At 51.4% G+C, this 15,307-nt stretch carries 11 protein-coding genes; 8 read left to right on the plus strand and 3 right to left on the minus strand.

Features of this window, described 5'->3' with window-relative positions:
• Window positions 1–6 precede the first annotated feature (6 nt).
• The 8 genes from J7E41_RS04530 (at window position 7) to J7E41_RS04565 (ending at window position 13,643) form a co-directional block, all read left to right on the plus strand.
• Complete coding sequence (locus J7E41_RS04530; RefSeq protein WP_251029319.1) at window positions 7–2,646, plus strand: type I restriction-modification system subunit M; 2,640 nt, start codon at window positions 7–9, stop codon at window positions 2,644–2,646.
• Window positions 2,643–3,896 carry a restriction endonuclease subunit S gene (locus J7E41_RS04535; protein WP_214990457.1) on the plus strand — a complete coding sequence of 418 codons (1,254 nt, stop codon included), beginning with the start codon at window positions 2,643–2,645 and terminating at the stop codon, window positions 3,894–3,896. Before J7E41_RS04530 ends, J7E41_RS04535 begins: the two co-directional genes overlap by 4 nt.
• Before the next feature lie 21 nt (window positions 3,897–3,917).
• Complete coding sequence (locus J7E41_RS04540; protein WP_214990459.1) at window positions 3,918–7,028, plus strand: type I restriction endonuclease subunit R; 3,111 nt, start codon at window positions 3,918–3,920, stop codon at window positions 7,026–7,028.
• Window positions 7,018–7,746, plus strand: a complete 729-nt coding sequence (locus tag J7E41_RS04545) for a M48 family metallopeptidase (RefSeq protein ID WP_353049387.1) — start codon at window positions 7,018–7,020, stop codon at window positions 7,744–7,746. The genes J7E41_RS04540 and J7E41_RS04545 overlap by 11 nt, the downstream gene beginning before the upstream one ends.
• 69 nt (window positions 7,747–7,815) lie before the next feature.
• Window positions 7,816–8,451, plus strand: coding sequence for a hypothetical protein (locus J7E41_RS04550; RefSeq protein ID WP_214990461.1), 636 nt, complete (start codon window positions 7,816–7,818; stop codon window positions 8,449–8,451).
• A 504-nt stretch (window positions 8,452–8,955) separates the two neighbouring features.
• A complete protein-coding gene (locus J7E41_RS04555) occupies window positions 8,956–9,432 on the plus strand; it encodes a hypothetical protein (RefSeq protein WP_109521224.1) in 477 nt (158 codons plus the stop codon).
• On the plus strand, window positions 9,432–10,463 hold the full coding sequence (locus J7E41_RS04560; RefSeq protein ID WP_214990463.1) for a serine/threonine-protein kinase: 1,032 nt from the start codon (window positions 9,432–9,434) through the stop codon (window positions 10,461–10,463). Before J7E41_RS04555 ends, J7E41_RS04560 begins: the two co-directional genes overlap by 1 nt.
• Window positions 10,464–11,876: 1,413 nt before the next feature.
• Window positions 11,877–13,643, plus strand: coding sequence for a retron Ec67 family RNA-directed DNA polymerase/endonuclease (locus J7E41_RS04565; protein WP_214990465.1), 1,767 nt, complete (start codon window positions 11,877–11,879; stop codon window positions 13,641–13,643).
• Between the two features lie 111 nt (window positions 13,644–13,754).
• Here the strand turns inward: J7E41_RS04565 and J7E41_RS04570 are convergent, their stop codons facing one another.
• From J7E41_RS04570 to J7E41_RS04580, 3 genes are all read right to left on the minus strand, one after another.
• Window positions 13,755–14,138 carry a hypothetical protein gene (locus J7E41_RS04570; RefSeq protein WP_214990467.1) on the minus strand — a complete coding sequence of 128 codons (384 nt, stop codon included), beginning with the start codon at window positions 14,136–14,138 and terminating at the stop codon, window positions 13,755–13,757.
• 111 nt (window positions 14,139–14,249) lie between these two features.
• The gene (locus tag J7E41_RS04575; RefSeq protein ID WP_214990469.1) at window positions 14,250–14,672 is read right to left on the minus strand and encodes a hypothetical protein; all 423 of its coding nucleotides are present in this window, start codon (window positions 14,670–14,672) and stop codon (window positions 14,250–14,252) included.
• A 47-nt stretch (window positions 14,673–14,719) separates the two neighbouring features.
• Window positions 14,720–15,118 carry a DUF6957 family protein gene (locus J7E41_RS04580; RefSeq protein WP_214990471.1) on the minus strand — a complete coding sequence of 133 codons (399 nt, stop codon included), beginning with the start codon at window positions 15,116–15,118 and terminating at the stop codon, window positions 14,720–14,722.
• Window positions 15,119–15,307 lie beyond the last annotated feature (189 nt).

A 15,307-nucleotide genomic window follows, 5' to 3' on the forward strand; every position in this document is an offset into this window, starting at 1 on the left:
TGACTCATGGTTTTTCCCGGCGTCTGCATGCGGTCGCAGAGCGGTATCGTGCTCTCGGCCACACACAGCAATTCAGTGATGCAGCCGGTCTTTAGGTTTCCCAAGCTAAAAAGTGCATATTTTCGAATCAATCGACATGCAGCCTTTGCAGGTCGTTCACGTAAGCAATTAAGCGCCCTACATAGTCATCGCCACCTCATTCATACCTCATTTCATCAGGCAGTAACTCACCCCATGGCCATCAAAAAATCTGAACTCTATTCGTCCCTGTGGAAGTCCTGCGACGAGTTGCGTGGAGGCATGGATGCGTCACAGTACAAGGATTACGTCCTGGTGCTGTTGTTCGTGAAGTACGTGTCCGACAAATATGCGGGCAATTACAGAGCCATGCTGGAGGTGCCGGTCGGCGGTGGCTTTAGCGACATGATCGCGCTCAAAGGCGATAAGGAGATTGGCGACAAGCTCAACATCATCATTCGCACCCTTGCCGAGGCTAACGGCCTGACTGGCGTCATTGACGTGGCCGACTTCAACGATTCCGAGAAGCTTGGCAAAGGCAAGGAGATGGTGGATCGACTTTCCAATTTGGTCAGCATTTTCGATTCCCCCGGACTCAACTTCAAAGGCAACCGCGCTCAGGGGGACGATATCCTCGGCGATGCTTACGAATATCTGATGCGCCACTTCGCCACAGAGTCAGGCAAGAGCAAGGGCCAGTTCTATACCCCGGCAGAAGTCTCACGGATCATGGCCAAGGTCATCGGCATTAGCGCCGCCACGGACAGCACCCAGACCATTTATGACCCGGCCTGCGGCTCTGGCTCGCTGCTGCTGAAAGCCCACGACGAGGCCAAGCACGCCACCAACCTCGACCTAAGCATTTACGGCCAGGAAATGGACAACGCCACCAGCGCCTTGGCCAAGATGAACATGATCTTGCACAGTTGCGAGACGGCTACCATCTGGAAGGATAACAGTCTCTCCGCGCCTTATTTCACAGAAGCCCATGGCCCGTTCAAAGGCAAACTAAAGCGTTTCGACTTCGTCGTTGCCAATCCACCGTTCTCGACTAAAGCATGGAGCAACGGCTTCAATCCGGCTGAGGATGAATTTGAGCGTTTCGGCTTTGGTATCCCGCCGGAGAAAAATGGTGACTACGCATTCCTGCTGCACATCCTTACCTCGCTGAAACACTCAGGCAAAGGAGCGGTCATTCTGCCCCACGGTGTGCTGTTCCGTGGCGGTGCCGAAGGCACTATCCGCCAGCGCATCCTCCAGCAGGGTTTTGTTAAGGGCATCATAGGCCTACCGGCCAACCTGTTTTACGGCACCAGCATTCCGGCCTGCATCATCGTGCTGGATAAAGAGCACGCCCACAGCCGCAAAGGCATCTTTATGCTCGATGCCAGCAAAGGCTTTATTAAAGATGGCAACAAAAACCGCCTGCGCGAGCAAGACATTCACAAAATTGTCGATACATTTACCCAGCAGCACGAAGTAGCCAAATACGCGCGCCTGGTGCCACTGGCCGAGATTGCTGACAACGACTACAACCTCAACATCCCGCGCTATATCGACGCTAGCGCCGCTGATGACCTACAAGACATTGCCGCCCACCTGCAAGGCGGCATTCCAAACGTAGACATCGATGCGTTGGCCGCCTATTGGCAGGTTATCCCTGCGGTACGCGCCAGGCTGTTTGCCCCAGCACGACCGGGCTACAGCCAGCTGAAAGTGGCCATTGGCGAGATCAATCCGACCATCTTTGCTCACCCAGAATTCACCGCCTTCAATCAGACGATTACCGAACTGTTCGAAGGCTGGAAAACCCGCAATCGCCCGCGTCTACATGCCATCGCTATTGGCGACAAACCCAAGGCTTTGATCGACAGTCTGGCCGAAGACCTGCTCGCCAGCTTCGCCCAAGCCCCGCTGCTGGATGCCTACGATGTGTATCAACACCTGCTCGATTACTGGGCCGCAGTCATGCAAGACGATCTCTATCAGCTGGTCAGCGACGGCTGGCAGGCGCTGATTGTTGATGGCGCTAACCAAGGCCAACCGAACACTGACTTACTGCCGCCAGAGCTGCTGATCAAGCACCACTTCACCACTGAGGCAGCTGCTATTGAGCAGCTTGAATTAGTCCGCGACGCTTTTAGCCGCCAGTTGGAAGAGCTGGACGAAGAGCAAGGTGGCGAAGACGGCTTGTTAGCCGAAGGTAAAACCGATAAGGGTAAGCTCACCGCCAAAAGCGTGAAAGACCGCATCAAGGCCATCAGGAACGACCTCGATGCTTCCGAGGAGTACCAGGCGATGGGACAATGTCTTGAGCTGATCGAGCAGGAAGCCGAGGCCGGCAAAAAAGTGAAAGCCGAGCAAAAATCGCTCGACGCCAAAGTGAGGGCCCATTACACCCAGCTCAGTGAGGAAGAACTGAAAACCTTGGTGGTGGACGACAAATGGCTGGATACCCTCGCCGTCGATGTACAGACTGAGCTGGATCGAGTGTCCCACGCTCTCAGCGGGCGTATTCGCCAACTGGCCGAACGCTATGCCACACCGCTGCCGGCGCTGAATACCGAAGTGGAGGCTCTGGCGGCCAAGGTTAATGCACACCTCGCTAATATGGGGTTTACTGTATGAGTGTTAATAACCCTAACACCCTTGCCAATTGGCAGTTAGGGCGCATTACCCCCATGCCCGACAAGATACCTCATGGCTGGAATCTCGTAAAACTTACAAGCGTTGCCAAGCTTGAAAGTGGACATACGCCCAGTAAGCGGAATCCCGAATATTGGGATGGTGATATTCCATGGATCTCGTTACACGACTCTGAATTTCTAGATATTAAAGAAATTTATGATACCAAGCAGAAAGTTACAAAGCTGGGCATAGAAAACTCCTCAGCGCGCTTGCTGCCTTCTGGAACAGTTGTATTTTCCAGAACTGCGACTGTTGGAAAAGCCACAACCATGGCTAGAGCCATGTGTACAAGCCAAGACTTCGCCAATTACATCTGCGGCAAAGAATTGCACAACCACTATCTAGTCTATCTGTTTAGATTCTTAGCTCCCGAGTGGGAACGGCTTATGGCTGGGAGCACGCACAACTCCATTTACATGCCTGTCTTTAGAGATTTACAGATTCTGCTTCCCTCCTTTGCCGAGCAAGAGAGAATTGCCGCAACCTTATCCGGCATGGATGCCCTGATCAGCGGTCTAGAGCAGCTGATCGATAAAAAGCGAGACATCAAACAAGCCACCATGCAGCGACTCCTCACCGGTCAACAACGCCTGCCGGGATTTAGTGGAGAGTGGGAGGTGAAACGATTGGGGGATGTGCTCCGAGTACGTCACGGTAAAAACCAAAGCGCAATAGAAGTCTCAGGCGGTAAGTTTCCTATTCTGGCAACTGGTGGAGAAATAGGTCGAACCAATACATTTCTCTATGACAAACCATCAGTATTAATTGGAAGAAAAGGAACGATTGACAAGCCATTTTATCGCGACAAACCTTTCTGGACTGTGGATACTCTCTTTTATACTGAAATATCTCGGGAAGCCGTGCCGTTATTTATTTACTACAAATTTCTGATGATCGACTGGCGCTCATACAATGAAGCTTCTGGCGTCCCAAGCTTGAACGCATCAACTATTGAATCTGTTGCAATAGTAATCCCAAGCGTTTTCGAGCAAGCCGCAATCGCAACTATTCTTTCCGAAATGGACAGCGAACTCGCCCTCCTCAAAACCCGCCGCGACAAGGCCTGCCAGCTCAAGCAGGGCTTGATGCAGGAACTGCTGACCGGACGTATTCGATTAGACACATCAAGTACAAAGGCAATTACATTCGCGGTTCCCAAAATTGAATGGCCGACAGCTCTAATGGGCTGACCATAAAAGGATTTATCACTCATGAGCACTGTTGGCCAGATCGAGAAAAAAACTCAGCAACGCGTGGTCAAGCTATTCCAGCAGGAACTGGGCTACGACTACCTGGGCGATTGGGCTGAACGTCCAAACAATGCAAATATCGAAAGCGAGTTGCTGCGCAGTTGGCTGACCCGACAGGAGGTGAACGCCACGCTGATCACCCGCGCCTTGTTCGAGCTGACCAAGGTCGCCGCAGATGCCAGCAAAAGCCTGTATGACCGCAACAAATCTGTATATGAGTTGCTGCGCTATGGGGTACGGGTTAAGACTGAGGTGGGCGAGAACACCCAAACCGTATGGCTCATCGATTGGAAAAGTGCCGAGAACAACCACTTCGCACTAGCCGAGGAAGTAACGGTTAAGGGCGCCGGCGCCAAGGCCAGCACCAAACGCCCGGATATCGTGCTGTACATCAACGGTATTGCCTTAGCCGTACTGGAGTTGAAACGTTCCCGAACGGCAGTCAATCAGGGGATCCGTCAAAACCTTGATAACCAGAAGCCTGAATTCATCCAGCCGTTCTTTTCCACCATGCAGTTGGTGATGGCGGGTAACGACACACAGGGCATGCGCTACGGCACCATCCAGACAGGAGAGAAGTATTTCCTGACCTGGAAGGAAGACAGCTCGGTCGAGAACCTTCTGGATCGCCACCTGCAACAGGTGTGCAGCAAACGCCGCTTGCTAGAGTTGGTGCACGACTATGTGGTGTACGACAGCGGGGTGAAAAAGCTCTGCCGGCAGAACCAGTATTTCGGTGTGCGTGCAGCGCAGGATCAGCTGCGCCGCCGCGAAGGCGGGATCATCTGGCACACGCAAGGCAGTGGTAAGTCACTGACCATGGTTTGGTTGGCCAAGTGGATTCGTGAAAACGTACAAGACTCACGGGTACTGATCATCACCGACCGTACCGAACTGGACGAGCAGATCGAGAAGGTCTTTACAGGGGTCAATGAGCAAATTTATCGTAGCCAGAGCGGCGCTGACCTAATCGCCAAGCTGAACCAGCCTGCGCCCTGGTTGTTGTGTTCGTTGGTGCATAAGTTCGGCAGCCGCGAAGAAGATGATTCGGATAACACTGATATCAAAGGTTTCCTTGAGGAGCTGCGTAAGAACCTGCCGGCTGACTTTCGCGCCAAGGGCGATATCTATGTGTTCGTCGATGAGTGCCACCGCACCCAGTCTGGCGAACTGCACAAGGCGATGAAGGCGATTCTGCCCAATGCACTGTTTGTCGGCTTCACCGGCACGCCGTTGCTCAAGGCTGATAAGCAAAAGAGCATCGAGGTGTTTGGCGGCTACATCCATACCTACAAGTTCGACGAAGCCGTTAAAGATGGCGTAGTGCTGGACTTACGCTATGAAGCCCGCGATATCGACCAGAACATCACCTCGCAGAAAAAAATCGATCAGTGGTTTGAGGCCAAAACCAAGGGCCTTAATGACTTGGCCAAGGCCCAGCTAAAGCAGCGCTGGGGCACCTTGCAAAAAGTGCTGTCGAGCCAGTCGCGACTGGAAAAGATTGTCGCCGACATCATGCTCGACCTGGCCACCCGCGACCGCTTAGCAAATGGGAGAGGTAATGCGATGCTGGTCACTAGCAGCATCTTTGAGGCATGCAAGTGCTACGAGCTATTTGCCAAGGCCGGTATGGCCGACACCTGCGCCATTGTCACCAGCTACAAACCATCGCCAACTGATATCAAGGGCGAGGCTACGGGTGAGGGGCTGACCGAGAAGCTGCGCAAATACAATATCTACAACCAGATGTTGAACGGCAAAGATCCAGAGGTGTTCGAGAAAGAGGTTAAGCAGAAGTTCGTCAAAGAGCCAGGGCAGATGAAGCTGCTGATTGTGGTCGATAAGCTGCTGACCGGCTTTGACGCGCCTTCAGCCACCTATCTGTATATTGACAAACAAATGCGCGACCACGGCCTGTTTCAGGCCATCTGCCGGGTCAACCGCTTAGACGGTGAAGACAAACAATACGGTTACATTATCGATTACAAAGATCTGTTCAAGCAGCTTGAAAACTCTATCGACGATTACACCAGCGGAGCGCTGGATGGCTTCGATAAAGCCGATGTCGCTGGCCTACTGCAAGACCGCCTCAGTAACGCCCGAGACGACCTTGAGGATGCGCGTGAGACGATCAAGGCGCTGTGCGAGCTCGTTGATCGGCCAAGAGATACGCCGGCTTATTTGCGCTATTTTTGCGGAACTGAATCGGGCAACGCCGAACAACTCAAGGCCAACGAACCGCGCCGGCTAAACCTGTACAAGATGACCTCTGCCTTGATCCGTTGCTTCGCCAGCGTGGCCAACGAGTTGGAAGAGGCTGGCTACAGCCCCAAGCAAATTGCCGAGATCAAAGACGAAGTCGATCACTACAACAAAGTACGTGACGAAGTGAAGGTTGCCAGCGGCGATTACATCGACCTCAAGGCCTATGAGCCGGACATGCGTTTTTTGATCGACACCTACATCCGTGCCGAGGAGAGTGAAAAAATCTCGGCATTCGATGATATGTCGCTGATTCAGCTTATCGTCGAGCGCGGCGTTGACGCGGTTGAAGCGTTGCCCAAGGGCATTCGCAGCAGCCAGGTGGCTGTGGCAGAGACTATCGAAAACAACGTGCGCAAGCTGATTATCGATGAGTCGCCGATCAACCCGAAGTATTACGAGACCATGTCATCCCTCCTGGATGCCTTGATCGCTAAGCGCAAAGAAGACGCCATCAGCTATCAGGAGTATTTGCAGGAGGTTGTTGAACTGGCCAAACAGGCCAAAAACCCCAGCACTACAAATAGTTATCCATCGACCATGAACACCGGGGCGCGTCGGGCGCTGTATGACAATCTGGATAAAAACGCCGGGTTAGCGTTGGCAGTCGATAACGCGGTGTTGGCCAACCGTCAGGATGATTGGCGCAACAACGCCTTCAAGGTACGCAAGGTGCGTCTGGCGCTCAAAGAGGTGCTTGATGCAGCCGGCCACGATGCGGCAGAGCTTGCCGGCGAGTACCACGCAGGCGCTGCCCATAAGGCCTTGGATAAACTGCTGGAACTGGTAATGAGCCAACGTGACTACTGACAGCCACAACATCACGGTCAGCGGCCTGAGCGTTGAGGTGGTGCGCAAGAACATCAAAAACCTGCACTTGGGCGTTTATCCGCCCTTGGGTCGGGTGCGAGTGGCGGCCCCTTTGGCCGTCAGCGACGATGCTGTGCGCTTAGCAGTGGTTGGCAAGCTCGGCTGGATCAAACGACAACGAGCCAAGTTTCAAGTCCAGCCGCGACAATCCCAGCGGCGCATGGTCAGCGGCGAGAGCCATTACTTTATGGGTCAGCGTTATCGTCTGCGGGTAGTCGAAGGCAGTGTACCAATGCGGGCCGTGTTGGGTGGCAAGGCCGCGCTGGATCTCTTCGTGCGCCCGGAGACCAGTACGGAGCGGCGCGAAGAGCTGCTTCAAGCCTTCTATCGTGCCGAGCTGAAAAATCTAATCCCCACGCTGCTAGATAAATGGCAGCCGATCTTGGGGGTTGAGGCGAACGCTTGGGGCATCAAGAAGATGAAAACCAAGTGGGGCACCTGCAATATCGCCGCCCGCCGTATTTGGCTCAACTTGGAACTAGCCAAAAAGCCGATCCAATGCCTGGAATACATTCTCGTCCACGAACTGCTGCACCTAACCGAACGCCACCACAACGACCGTTTTCGCGGCCTGATGGATCAGTATTTGCCGCAATGGCAAACGCATCGCGATGAGTTGAATAGGTCGTTGTTGGCTGAAGAACGCTGGGATTATTAAAATCTACCTGCCTTTCCGCCCACCTGAACCTAGCATTGCAGCTCTTATTGATCTCAATGGACTTAACTCATGTCATGCGCGAAAAAAGGCGAGGACATTTTTCCTGGCATCGCTGAAGATGCTCCTATGGATCAAGTCAAGGTGGAAAAAATGGGATGGCTCATGCGGCTCTGGACGTGGCTCTTTAAAGATAAAAGGTCGGCCTGGGAACAGAAGCAAGAGCGTCGTTTCATCGCTGCGGTGAATCAGCTGAAGAATTACTCGGTGACTGATCGTGGCGGACTCTCTATAGATCCGGAAGAGCTTCGCGAACGAGTAATGGCGAGCCGAGAAGAGCTGAAGCACCTTGTCCAGCCGCCGTCGTCGAACCGTACTACTCACGCGCCCCCATTCACCACCGCTCCGTCGACCGGCCACCAGGGAGGCTCCTCGCCAAGCGCTTCGGGGATGGATGACTTTGTCGAAGTCGTGACCTGGCGCCGTCTGGCCTCCGGCGCATCCGTGCGCTACGTATGCCTCGAATCTTTGACAACAAAGCAGTACGCCGTCACTTCGACAGACCTCTTCTCGCTGCCTAAGAATAATGATCAGACAGTTCTTGATACGAAGGCCAACCAGCGGATCATCCGGGCTCTGAACTCTGCTGACCTTGTGTGGTTCGACTCACCCAGCGCAGCCATGGATTCGTTTGACGCGAGCATTTGACCTAAGAGTTTTTCAATTTCGAGCGTTTACTGATTGCCCCTCCTTACCTGCAAATTCCACGTCGGCAGATGGGAGCAGCAATGTCACCGTGGAAGTTCCAGAAGATCTGCTTGCAGCGGTAGGTCTGCATCTAGGATATGAACAGGCGAAGAGAAGGATCGGCAAAGCTGTAGTGCTGAATCTTTGTGACCCGGCATGCGCGTAAGCAGAAACGGGGCTGGCCCGCGTTGTGTCGGTAAATGATGGATCACAGCCACTCCCTAGCGCCCCCTCAGATATCTCATCTCAACAATCCCATAGCCGAGATGCCGAGTGCGCTTGCAAGTCATTTGATACCTCTCTGTTTTGTACCGTCAGCCTTCTTAATGTTGGATAAAGGCCGGGATTACCTGCTGCAGGTGGTTAGGCAGCCAAGTGCCACCTCCTCATTTGTGCTGATAGACTGAGACTACCCGGGCACTCCACTCACCGCCCAGCGAAAGCCCCCTTACAGGAAGTAGAAGAATGACAAGACGTTACGTAAGCCTCGTAGTCGTAGGAGAGGTCATCACGGTTGTGAATGCCGAAGTGCCAGACGACAACAAGCAGCCCATCACCATACATTCCGATACGACTTGGAACCTGCAAAAAGGTGATCGAGGGCCCGCGCTTGCAGTCCTTCATCAACGTTGTGCAGGTTATCTGACCGAGCACAAGGTCGACCAAGTCGTTATTAAAGCAAGTGCGTTACCAACTGGTTCTGCAAAGCTGGCATTGCTTGGAAGCGCTGAAGTGCGGGGCGTGGTCATCGCTGCCGCCGCGTCTGTACTGAACGAAGTCAAAATACTCTCGAAGGCCGTCATCAGCCGCACATATGGCGAGCGAAAGGTTGATGAATATTTGAAGGACGACGACTTCTGGAATGAGCACACAGAGGGGGGCAAGCTGAGAAAAACCAGTCGCGAAGCCGCGATGCTCATCGTTGCCCAGAGGAATGCCTGATGCACGGAATTGTACCGGCGCTTCTGGTCGGCCATAAGCTCGGCAATGGCCACTTCGGTGAAGTTTTTCTTGGCGAAGATGGCGTGCACGGCCAGGTTGCCGTCAAAGTGTTAAGTCGAAAACCACAGCATACCGACCCTGAGTGGCGGCAATATAAAACAGGCTTTCTCGCCGAGGCTCAGAATCTCTCAAAGGCTCGTCATCGGAACGTGGTTCAGGTCTATCACATAGAAGAGCTGCCGGACGGCAACAGCATCCGTTTCTGTATGGCCTACTGCCCTGGCGGGTCACTTCAGAGCGTTTACGAGGTGAGGCCAATGCGGCTTCTCGAAGCACGCAAAGCCGGCACAGAGGTGTCCCTAGGCTTGGAAGCACTGCACGCGCGGGGAATGCTTCATCGGGATATCAAGCCTGGCAACATCCTTATTGACGCTGTAGGGGTAGCCCAACTTGGCGATTTCGGACTGGTTACCGATAATTTGATCCTAGGGTATGGCTCGCAGGCTGGTTATTTAGACCATATCGCTTATGAGGTTTGGCTTGGGAATGGCACCAGTGTAAAGACCGATATCTGGGCTCTTGGCATGACCCTTTACCGCCTTTTACATGGGCAAATCTGGTATGACGACGCAATAGCTCCTAAGCACATAGTGCAAGATGGCGGATTCGTCGACACACTCCAATGGCTCCCGCACATACCAAAAGCGTGGCGCAGGGCGATCCGAAAAATGCTCAACGATGATCCGGCTTTACGCTATCAAACCGCCGGCCAGGTTCTAAATGCTTTATCGGGTCTGCCCACGCCTAACTGGGCTGCCACCGTCACCCCTAGTTTGGTGAGGTGGGAGCAAATCTTAGGAACAAGACGGAAGATCGTTGAATGGACGCAACATTCGCCACGAAGTCATGAATGGAAATCCTGGAGTGAGCCGTTTGGGGTTACCGGGCGAAATAAATCGTTAGGCGGCTCGAATGGAAAAGTGGCGAAGCGCCAGCTAATAAAGCAACTTGAGGACTACTTTGAGATATAAGTCGAGCGGCTTAGGATTTCACTTGAACGATTTGTCTCGCACGTATACCCAGTCCTAAACCGATCAGGCAGGTTTAGGATCGGGCACGGCGAAGAGCGCGAGGTAGCAGGTAAAAATCGTTCTCTTCAGCTGGTTTGAGAGGCTTGAGGCCAAGGCGCTGTGCCGCTTCGGCACGCCTGGACTCCGAGCAGAACGGACAGTAGGTGCTGCTAGCTACTACACCCTCGTCAGGTTGCCAATAACGCTGGCAGTGCCGACAGCGAGGAAGCGCTACTTTTAAGTTTGCTGACTTGGTGCTCATACCCTGTCCGTCCTCAGTCCTTTGACATTTCGTGTCGATACGCTTTTTGCAATTCCCTGCAAAAACTGTGTATGCATACAGTATTGCACAAGTCGCGTTGTACACAAGCGGTCTTCGATGAATGGGCTCGCCAAGGTGATGGGAACAGAAACGCCCTTGAATGTAGTCAAGAACAAAAGGATTAATACCCGACATCAGGCCCTAATTATGTTTGCCTCTAGCAGCTCTGTGCTTTTCCAAATGCCGCATTTCATTTTGCCATTCGATAAGAAATTTATCCCAATCGCGTTCGTATGGCCCTTCCGGGACACGTGTTGATCCCACGCTGGCTCGCAGGAAACGCTCTCGCCATGGCTGCGGAATGCTTGACTCGCGAACAATGCGGCAACCTATCGGGTGTGACTCAGTCAGTACGAAACGTAGAACCTCCTCAACGCTGAGAGGCTGTTCCATTGATGGAGTGTCAAACCGTTCTTGCTGCTCAATATCATCAAGAACCTCCAGCGCATCTAGCGCCCTGACATCCCCAGGAAGGATGTGGGCAAGCGTCCAAAGTGCTTTTCGCCTTTCGGTCTCACGATGCCGTAGCTCTGCATCAGAAATCACCGCAATCACCTCCAGCCTGCTTTGAACTCGTCGCTAAACGTTGATAAACCCTTGAGAGTAATCGCGCATCGAGCAGCGCCTGATGAGGAAACTCAGGGAGTGCTACGTCTCGAATGTCGTCAGCCTCAACATGTCTGAGTAGCTGGATCAGGTTCGTCGGCCTGTTTACCACATGGCTAGGGATACTCTGAAAAAGCCCGCTCTTTACGGAATCGTAGACCTATAAGCCGCATGGTTCTGAATATGCATGAGTTTTACCGCCATGCAGAATGCCAGAAGGCACACCTTCTGGCACTGAAGGTCAAATCAGTCCACTTTTTTGTTGCAATCGCTGAGTAGCACTGTGCTAGTATTTGACTAGGCTTATAGATAGATTTTTGGTCGTGTTTCGCGATCTGTGATACCTAATGTCGGAGTACATTGCTCCTACAATTTTGCAAGCTGTTTGGCGCTTCAGGGTTACTTGAAGTTTCGCATAAGAGTATCTATAAGCCTACTTACCAAATATGATAAAACTAAAACTTTTACAAAGTGCTGCAACACTTCGCGACCTCTCTATTGCGCTTGGATTTCAACCAAAAGCTGTATCATTCATACTATATAAATACTCAAAAGAAAGACTTTACACCAGCTTTACCATTCCAAAAAAGTCAGGTGCGCTTAGAGACATCCACGCACCATGTGCGGAATTGAAAAACCTTCAAAGCCGGGTTTCCGAGTATCTCCAAGACTGCATACAAGAAATAAACGAGTCTAAAAAAATTACTCAAACATTGTCTCATGGCTTTAAGCGCGGCTATTCAATAGTCACAAATGCTAGCACGCATAGAAAACGACGTCTTGTTCTTAATGTCGACCTGGAAGATTTTTTTGGAAGTATAAACTTTGGACGGGTACGAGGGTTTTTCATAACTAATAAAAACTTCTCATTGAATCCAAATGTCGCCACGGTACTGGCCCAAATAATATGTTTCGACAATAAACTTCCACAGGGCAGCCCCTGCTCACCGGTAATGTCTAACCTTATAGGTCATTTGCTGGACATTAAGCTTGCCCAAATGGCTACTTCCATGAAATGTACTTATTCGCGGTACGCGGATGACTTGACTTTTTCGACGAATAAGCAACAGTTCCCACTAGAGCTGGTGTCTCCTGGTGATAATCACCATGATTGGGTGGCTGGCGCGAAATTAGAACAGATCATCAGTAAATGCGGTTTCAAGGTCAATGCTCGTAAGACCCGATTGCAATATCAAGACTCACGCCAAGATGTAACTGGCTTAGTGGTCAACGAAAAAGTTAATGTACCTGCTCCGTATAGGCGGCAGGCTAGAGCGATGGCGCATAGATTATTTGAGCACGGCAGCTTCCAAGTCGAACGACTATCGATAAAAGACAAAGGCCAGGTTACCTCTGAAAGAATAGAAGGAAGCGTAGATCAGCTCTCTGGGATGTTCAGCTATATCGCCATGGTTTCTCAACACAACAAAGATCTTGTATTAAAAGCCGGCTTGAAAAACGCTCAGACAGAACTCTCATCAATTGAAAAAGTCCATAGAGACCTGATTTTCTACAAAAGCTTTTATGCCAATCCCATGCCGACAATAATCTGCGAGGGGAAGACGGATAACGTATATTTAAGGTGTGCCATACGTAGTCTAGCCAAACAATACCCATTGCTTGCGACTTTTGAGGATAAAAACAAGTTAAAGCTAAACGTGTCACTATTCAAATATTCAAGACTAAATTCAAGCCTGCTCGGCATTAGTGGTGGAACCTCTAATCTTAAGCCGTTCATTTCGGACTTCTCAAAAAACATAGCCAGGTATAAAAGTAGAAAGTCGCCTTTTCCTGTAATTATTTTGATTGACAATGATCGTGGCGCCAAAGAAATATACTCCACCATCAAAACAACAACAAAGACAGCTGACACGATTGATGGAAGTATACCGTATTACCATATTGCTCAAGGCCTCTACGTCGTCCCCACTCCAAAACTAAACGGAGCGTTGGAAAGCAAGATTGAGGATTTCTTCCCCTTGCAAACCTTAAAAGAAACTCTGGACGGGAAAAAGTTTAATGATAAAAACGAAGATTTGAAAGCCGATGAATATGGAAAGCATTTTTTTGCAGAGCATGTAATAAAGAAGAAACAAAACTCTATTGATTTTACAGGTTTCAAACCGCTGCTCGATATTATTTCTTCAATTATATCTCAGAGCGTAGCTTTACATATGAGTGCTGTTGTTCCGCCGGCGCCCCCTAAGGTTTGATAGTGCTAGGGGTTAAGAACACCCTGTGAATAAATCTCCAGTTCGCTGTGGCATTTTTCCAAAGACCACCTAAGTAACCAGGATCCATTTCTCCATCAGACGCACAGGTCTCTACTGCAGGACAGGAGGCGTGAAGATGTACCGGCCCTGTATAGCTCGCAGGAATGCCTTGAGACTGGCCCTCCCGTACCCCCGCTTGAAGGATGCCACGACGTAACGCGAATTCATCGTGGTCAGCACCCAGAATCTTCCCTCTTTTCGTGCAATGCAGATTTCAGATGTCCGCACTAAATGTCCGTCTGCAAACCGCCCGTGTTCGTCGCGCTTCTTGTGGCCAAAAACCACACCGATTGCTGAACTGGAGGAGATGAACACATCGCTTAGATACGCGGTGATGGGCTCCTTGAATGATTGCGCGTCTGCTCGAGCGATGCGTTTGAGATGGAAATCCGTCAGCCGTTTACCGTGAAACTCGACGTTAATCGTGTTCAGCATTTTCTTTTTCCTAACGCGTATTTGCTCGGGTTTAACACATTTTCCGCACGTTAACAGTGCCTCTGTTGCCGTGGAAAAGTCGTGTTAGAGGCAGGTATGGCGAACGCAGATTCAGTAAATCTTGGAGATGTTTCTGAGAGTCTTCGCATCGAAAGTCTCATCATGAACATCCGTGTAGGTTTCCCCTCCCGCAACCTCTATAAGACACACACGAATATCGAGCTTGTCGTAGCCCACCGACAGACCCTCGAGCTTTTCCATGCGCCAACCGCCAGATTTATTCATCCAGTCTGGTGTAACGACTTGAACATCGGTGACCACAATGGTGGCGTCTTGCTGAGTCAAGATCTCGCTTAACATGTCGACGTCGCTGGGCATCATAACCAGCGGCAAAGCTCTGCCCTCCTCCCGATGTTCCAGGCAAACGTGGAACCAATGAAGCGCCAATAGCCTTTCGACCATGTGCCAGTTTGTGTACCCCTGCCCGAACAGCCCTGGAATACCCGCGAGCACGCTCTCGTGCGTTCTAAACATTTTTTGAAGCTCCGTAGATCGCCCCTAACTCTTCAGGTTTCGAGCGATCAAAAAATGGACATGATCGTTTTTAAGCTGGCGGTTTTTTCGTACCCGGCCCCCAGTAATACGTACACAGTGTTTCTTGTTTCAAAGAGGAAGCCGTCCTGGAAAGATATGGCCATGGTGCTGCGCACCCAATTTCCGAAATCAAAGCGGTCTTGGCTGTCGAGGATGACTTTGTGAGCAAACAGAACTAACGGCAGTTGAGCAGCTGCATGGATCTTTATCAGTTCTTCGCTTGTGATCTCAACGCGGAAGACTGTCCACTCTTCAACCAGGCAGTAAGCCTTTCTGGGGAAGCGAGATCGCACAAGGTGAATCAGCGCCTCTTGCGTTTCAACGGAGCCCTGCCGAGGGTCACCTGAGCCGTTGAGTAGCTCGCTGGCAGATGGAATTTCGGTCACTGCTTTTCCCCAACTGTTGGCAATATAAAAAAATTATCTAGAGTGAGGCGATCAATCCAAGCAGGAGCCTCGAGTAACGTGCCTACCCGGCCCTGCCGTGCCCCCCCCTGACGGGGTGAAAAAGGTCAATCTCGATATGGCACACAAAGATCCTCCCATAGCGATAAATATATAGATTTGAATGGGATC

It is taken from the genome of Pseudomonas fluorescens, assembly GCF_018614655.1.
GTDB lineage: Bacteria > Pseudomonadota > Gammaproteobacteria > Pseudomonadales > Pseudomonadaceae > Aquipseudomonas > Aquipseudomonas fluorescens_BX.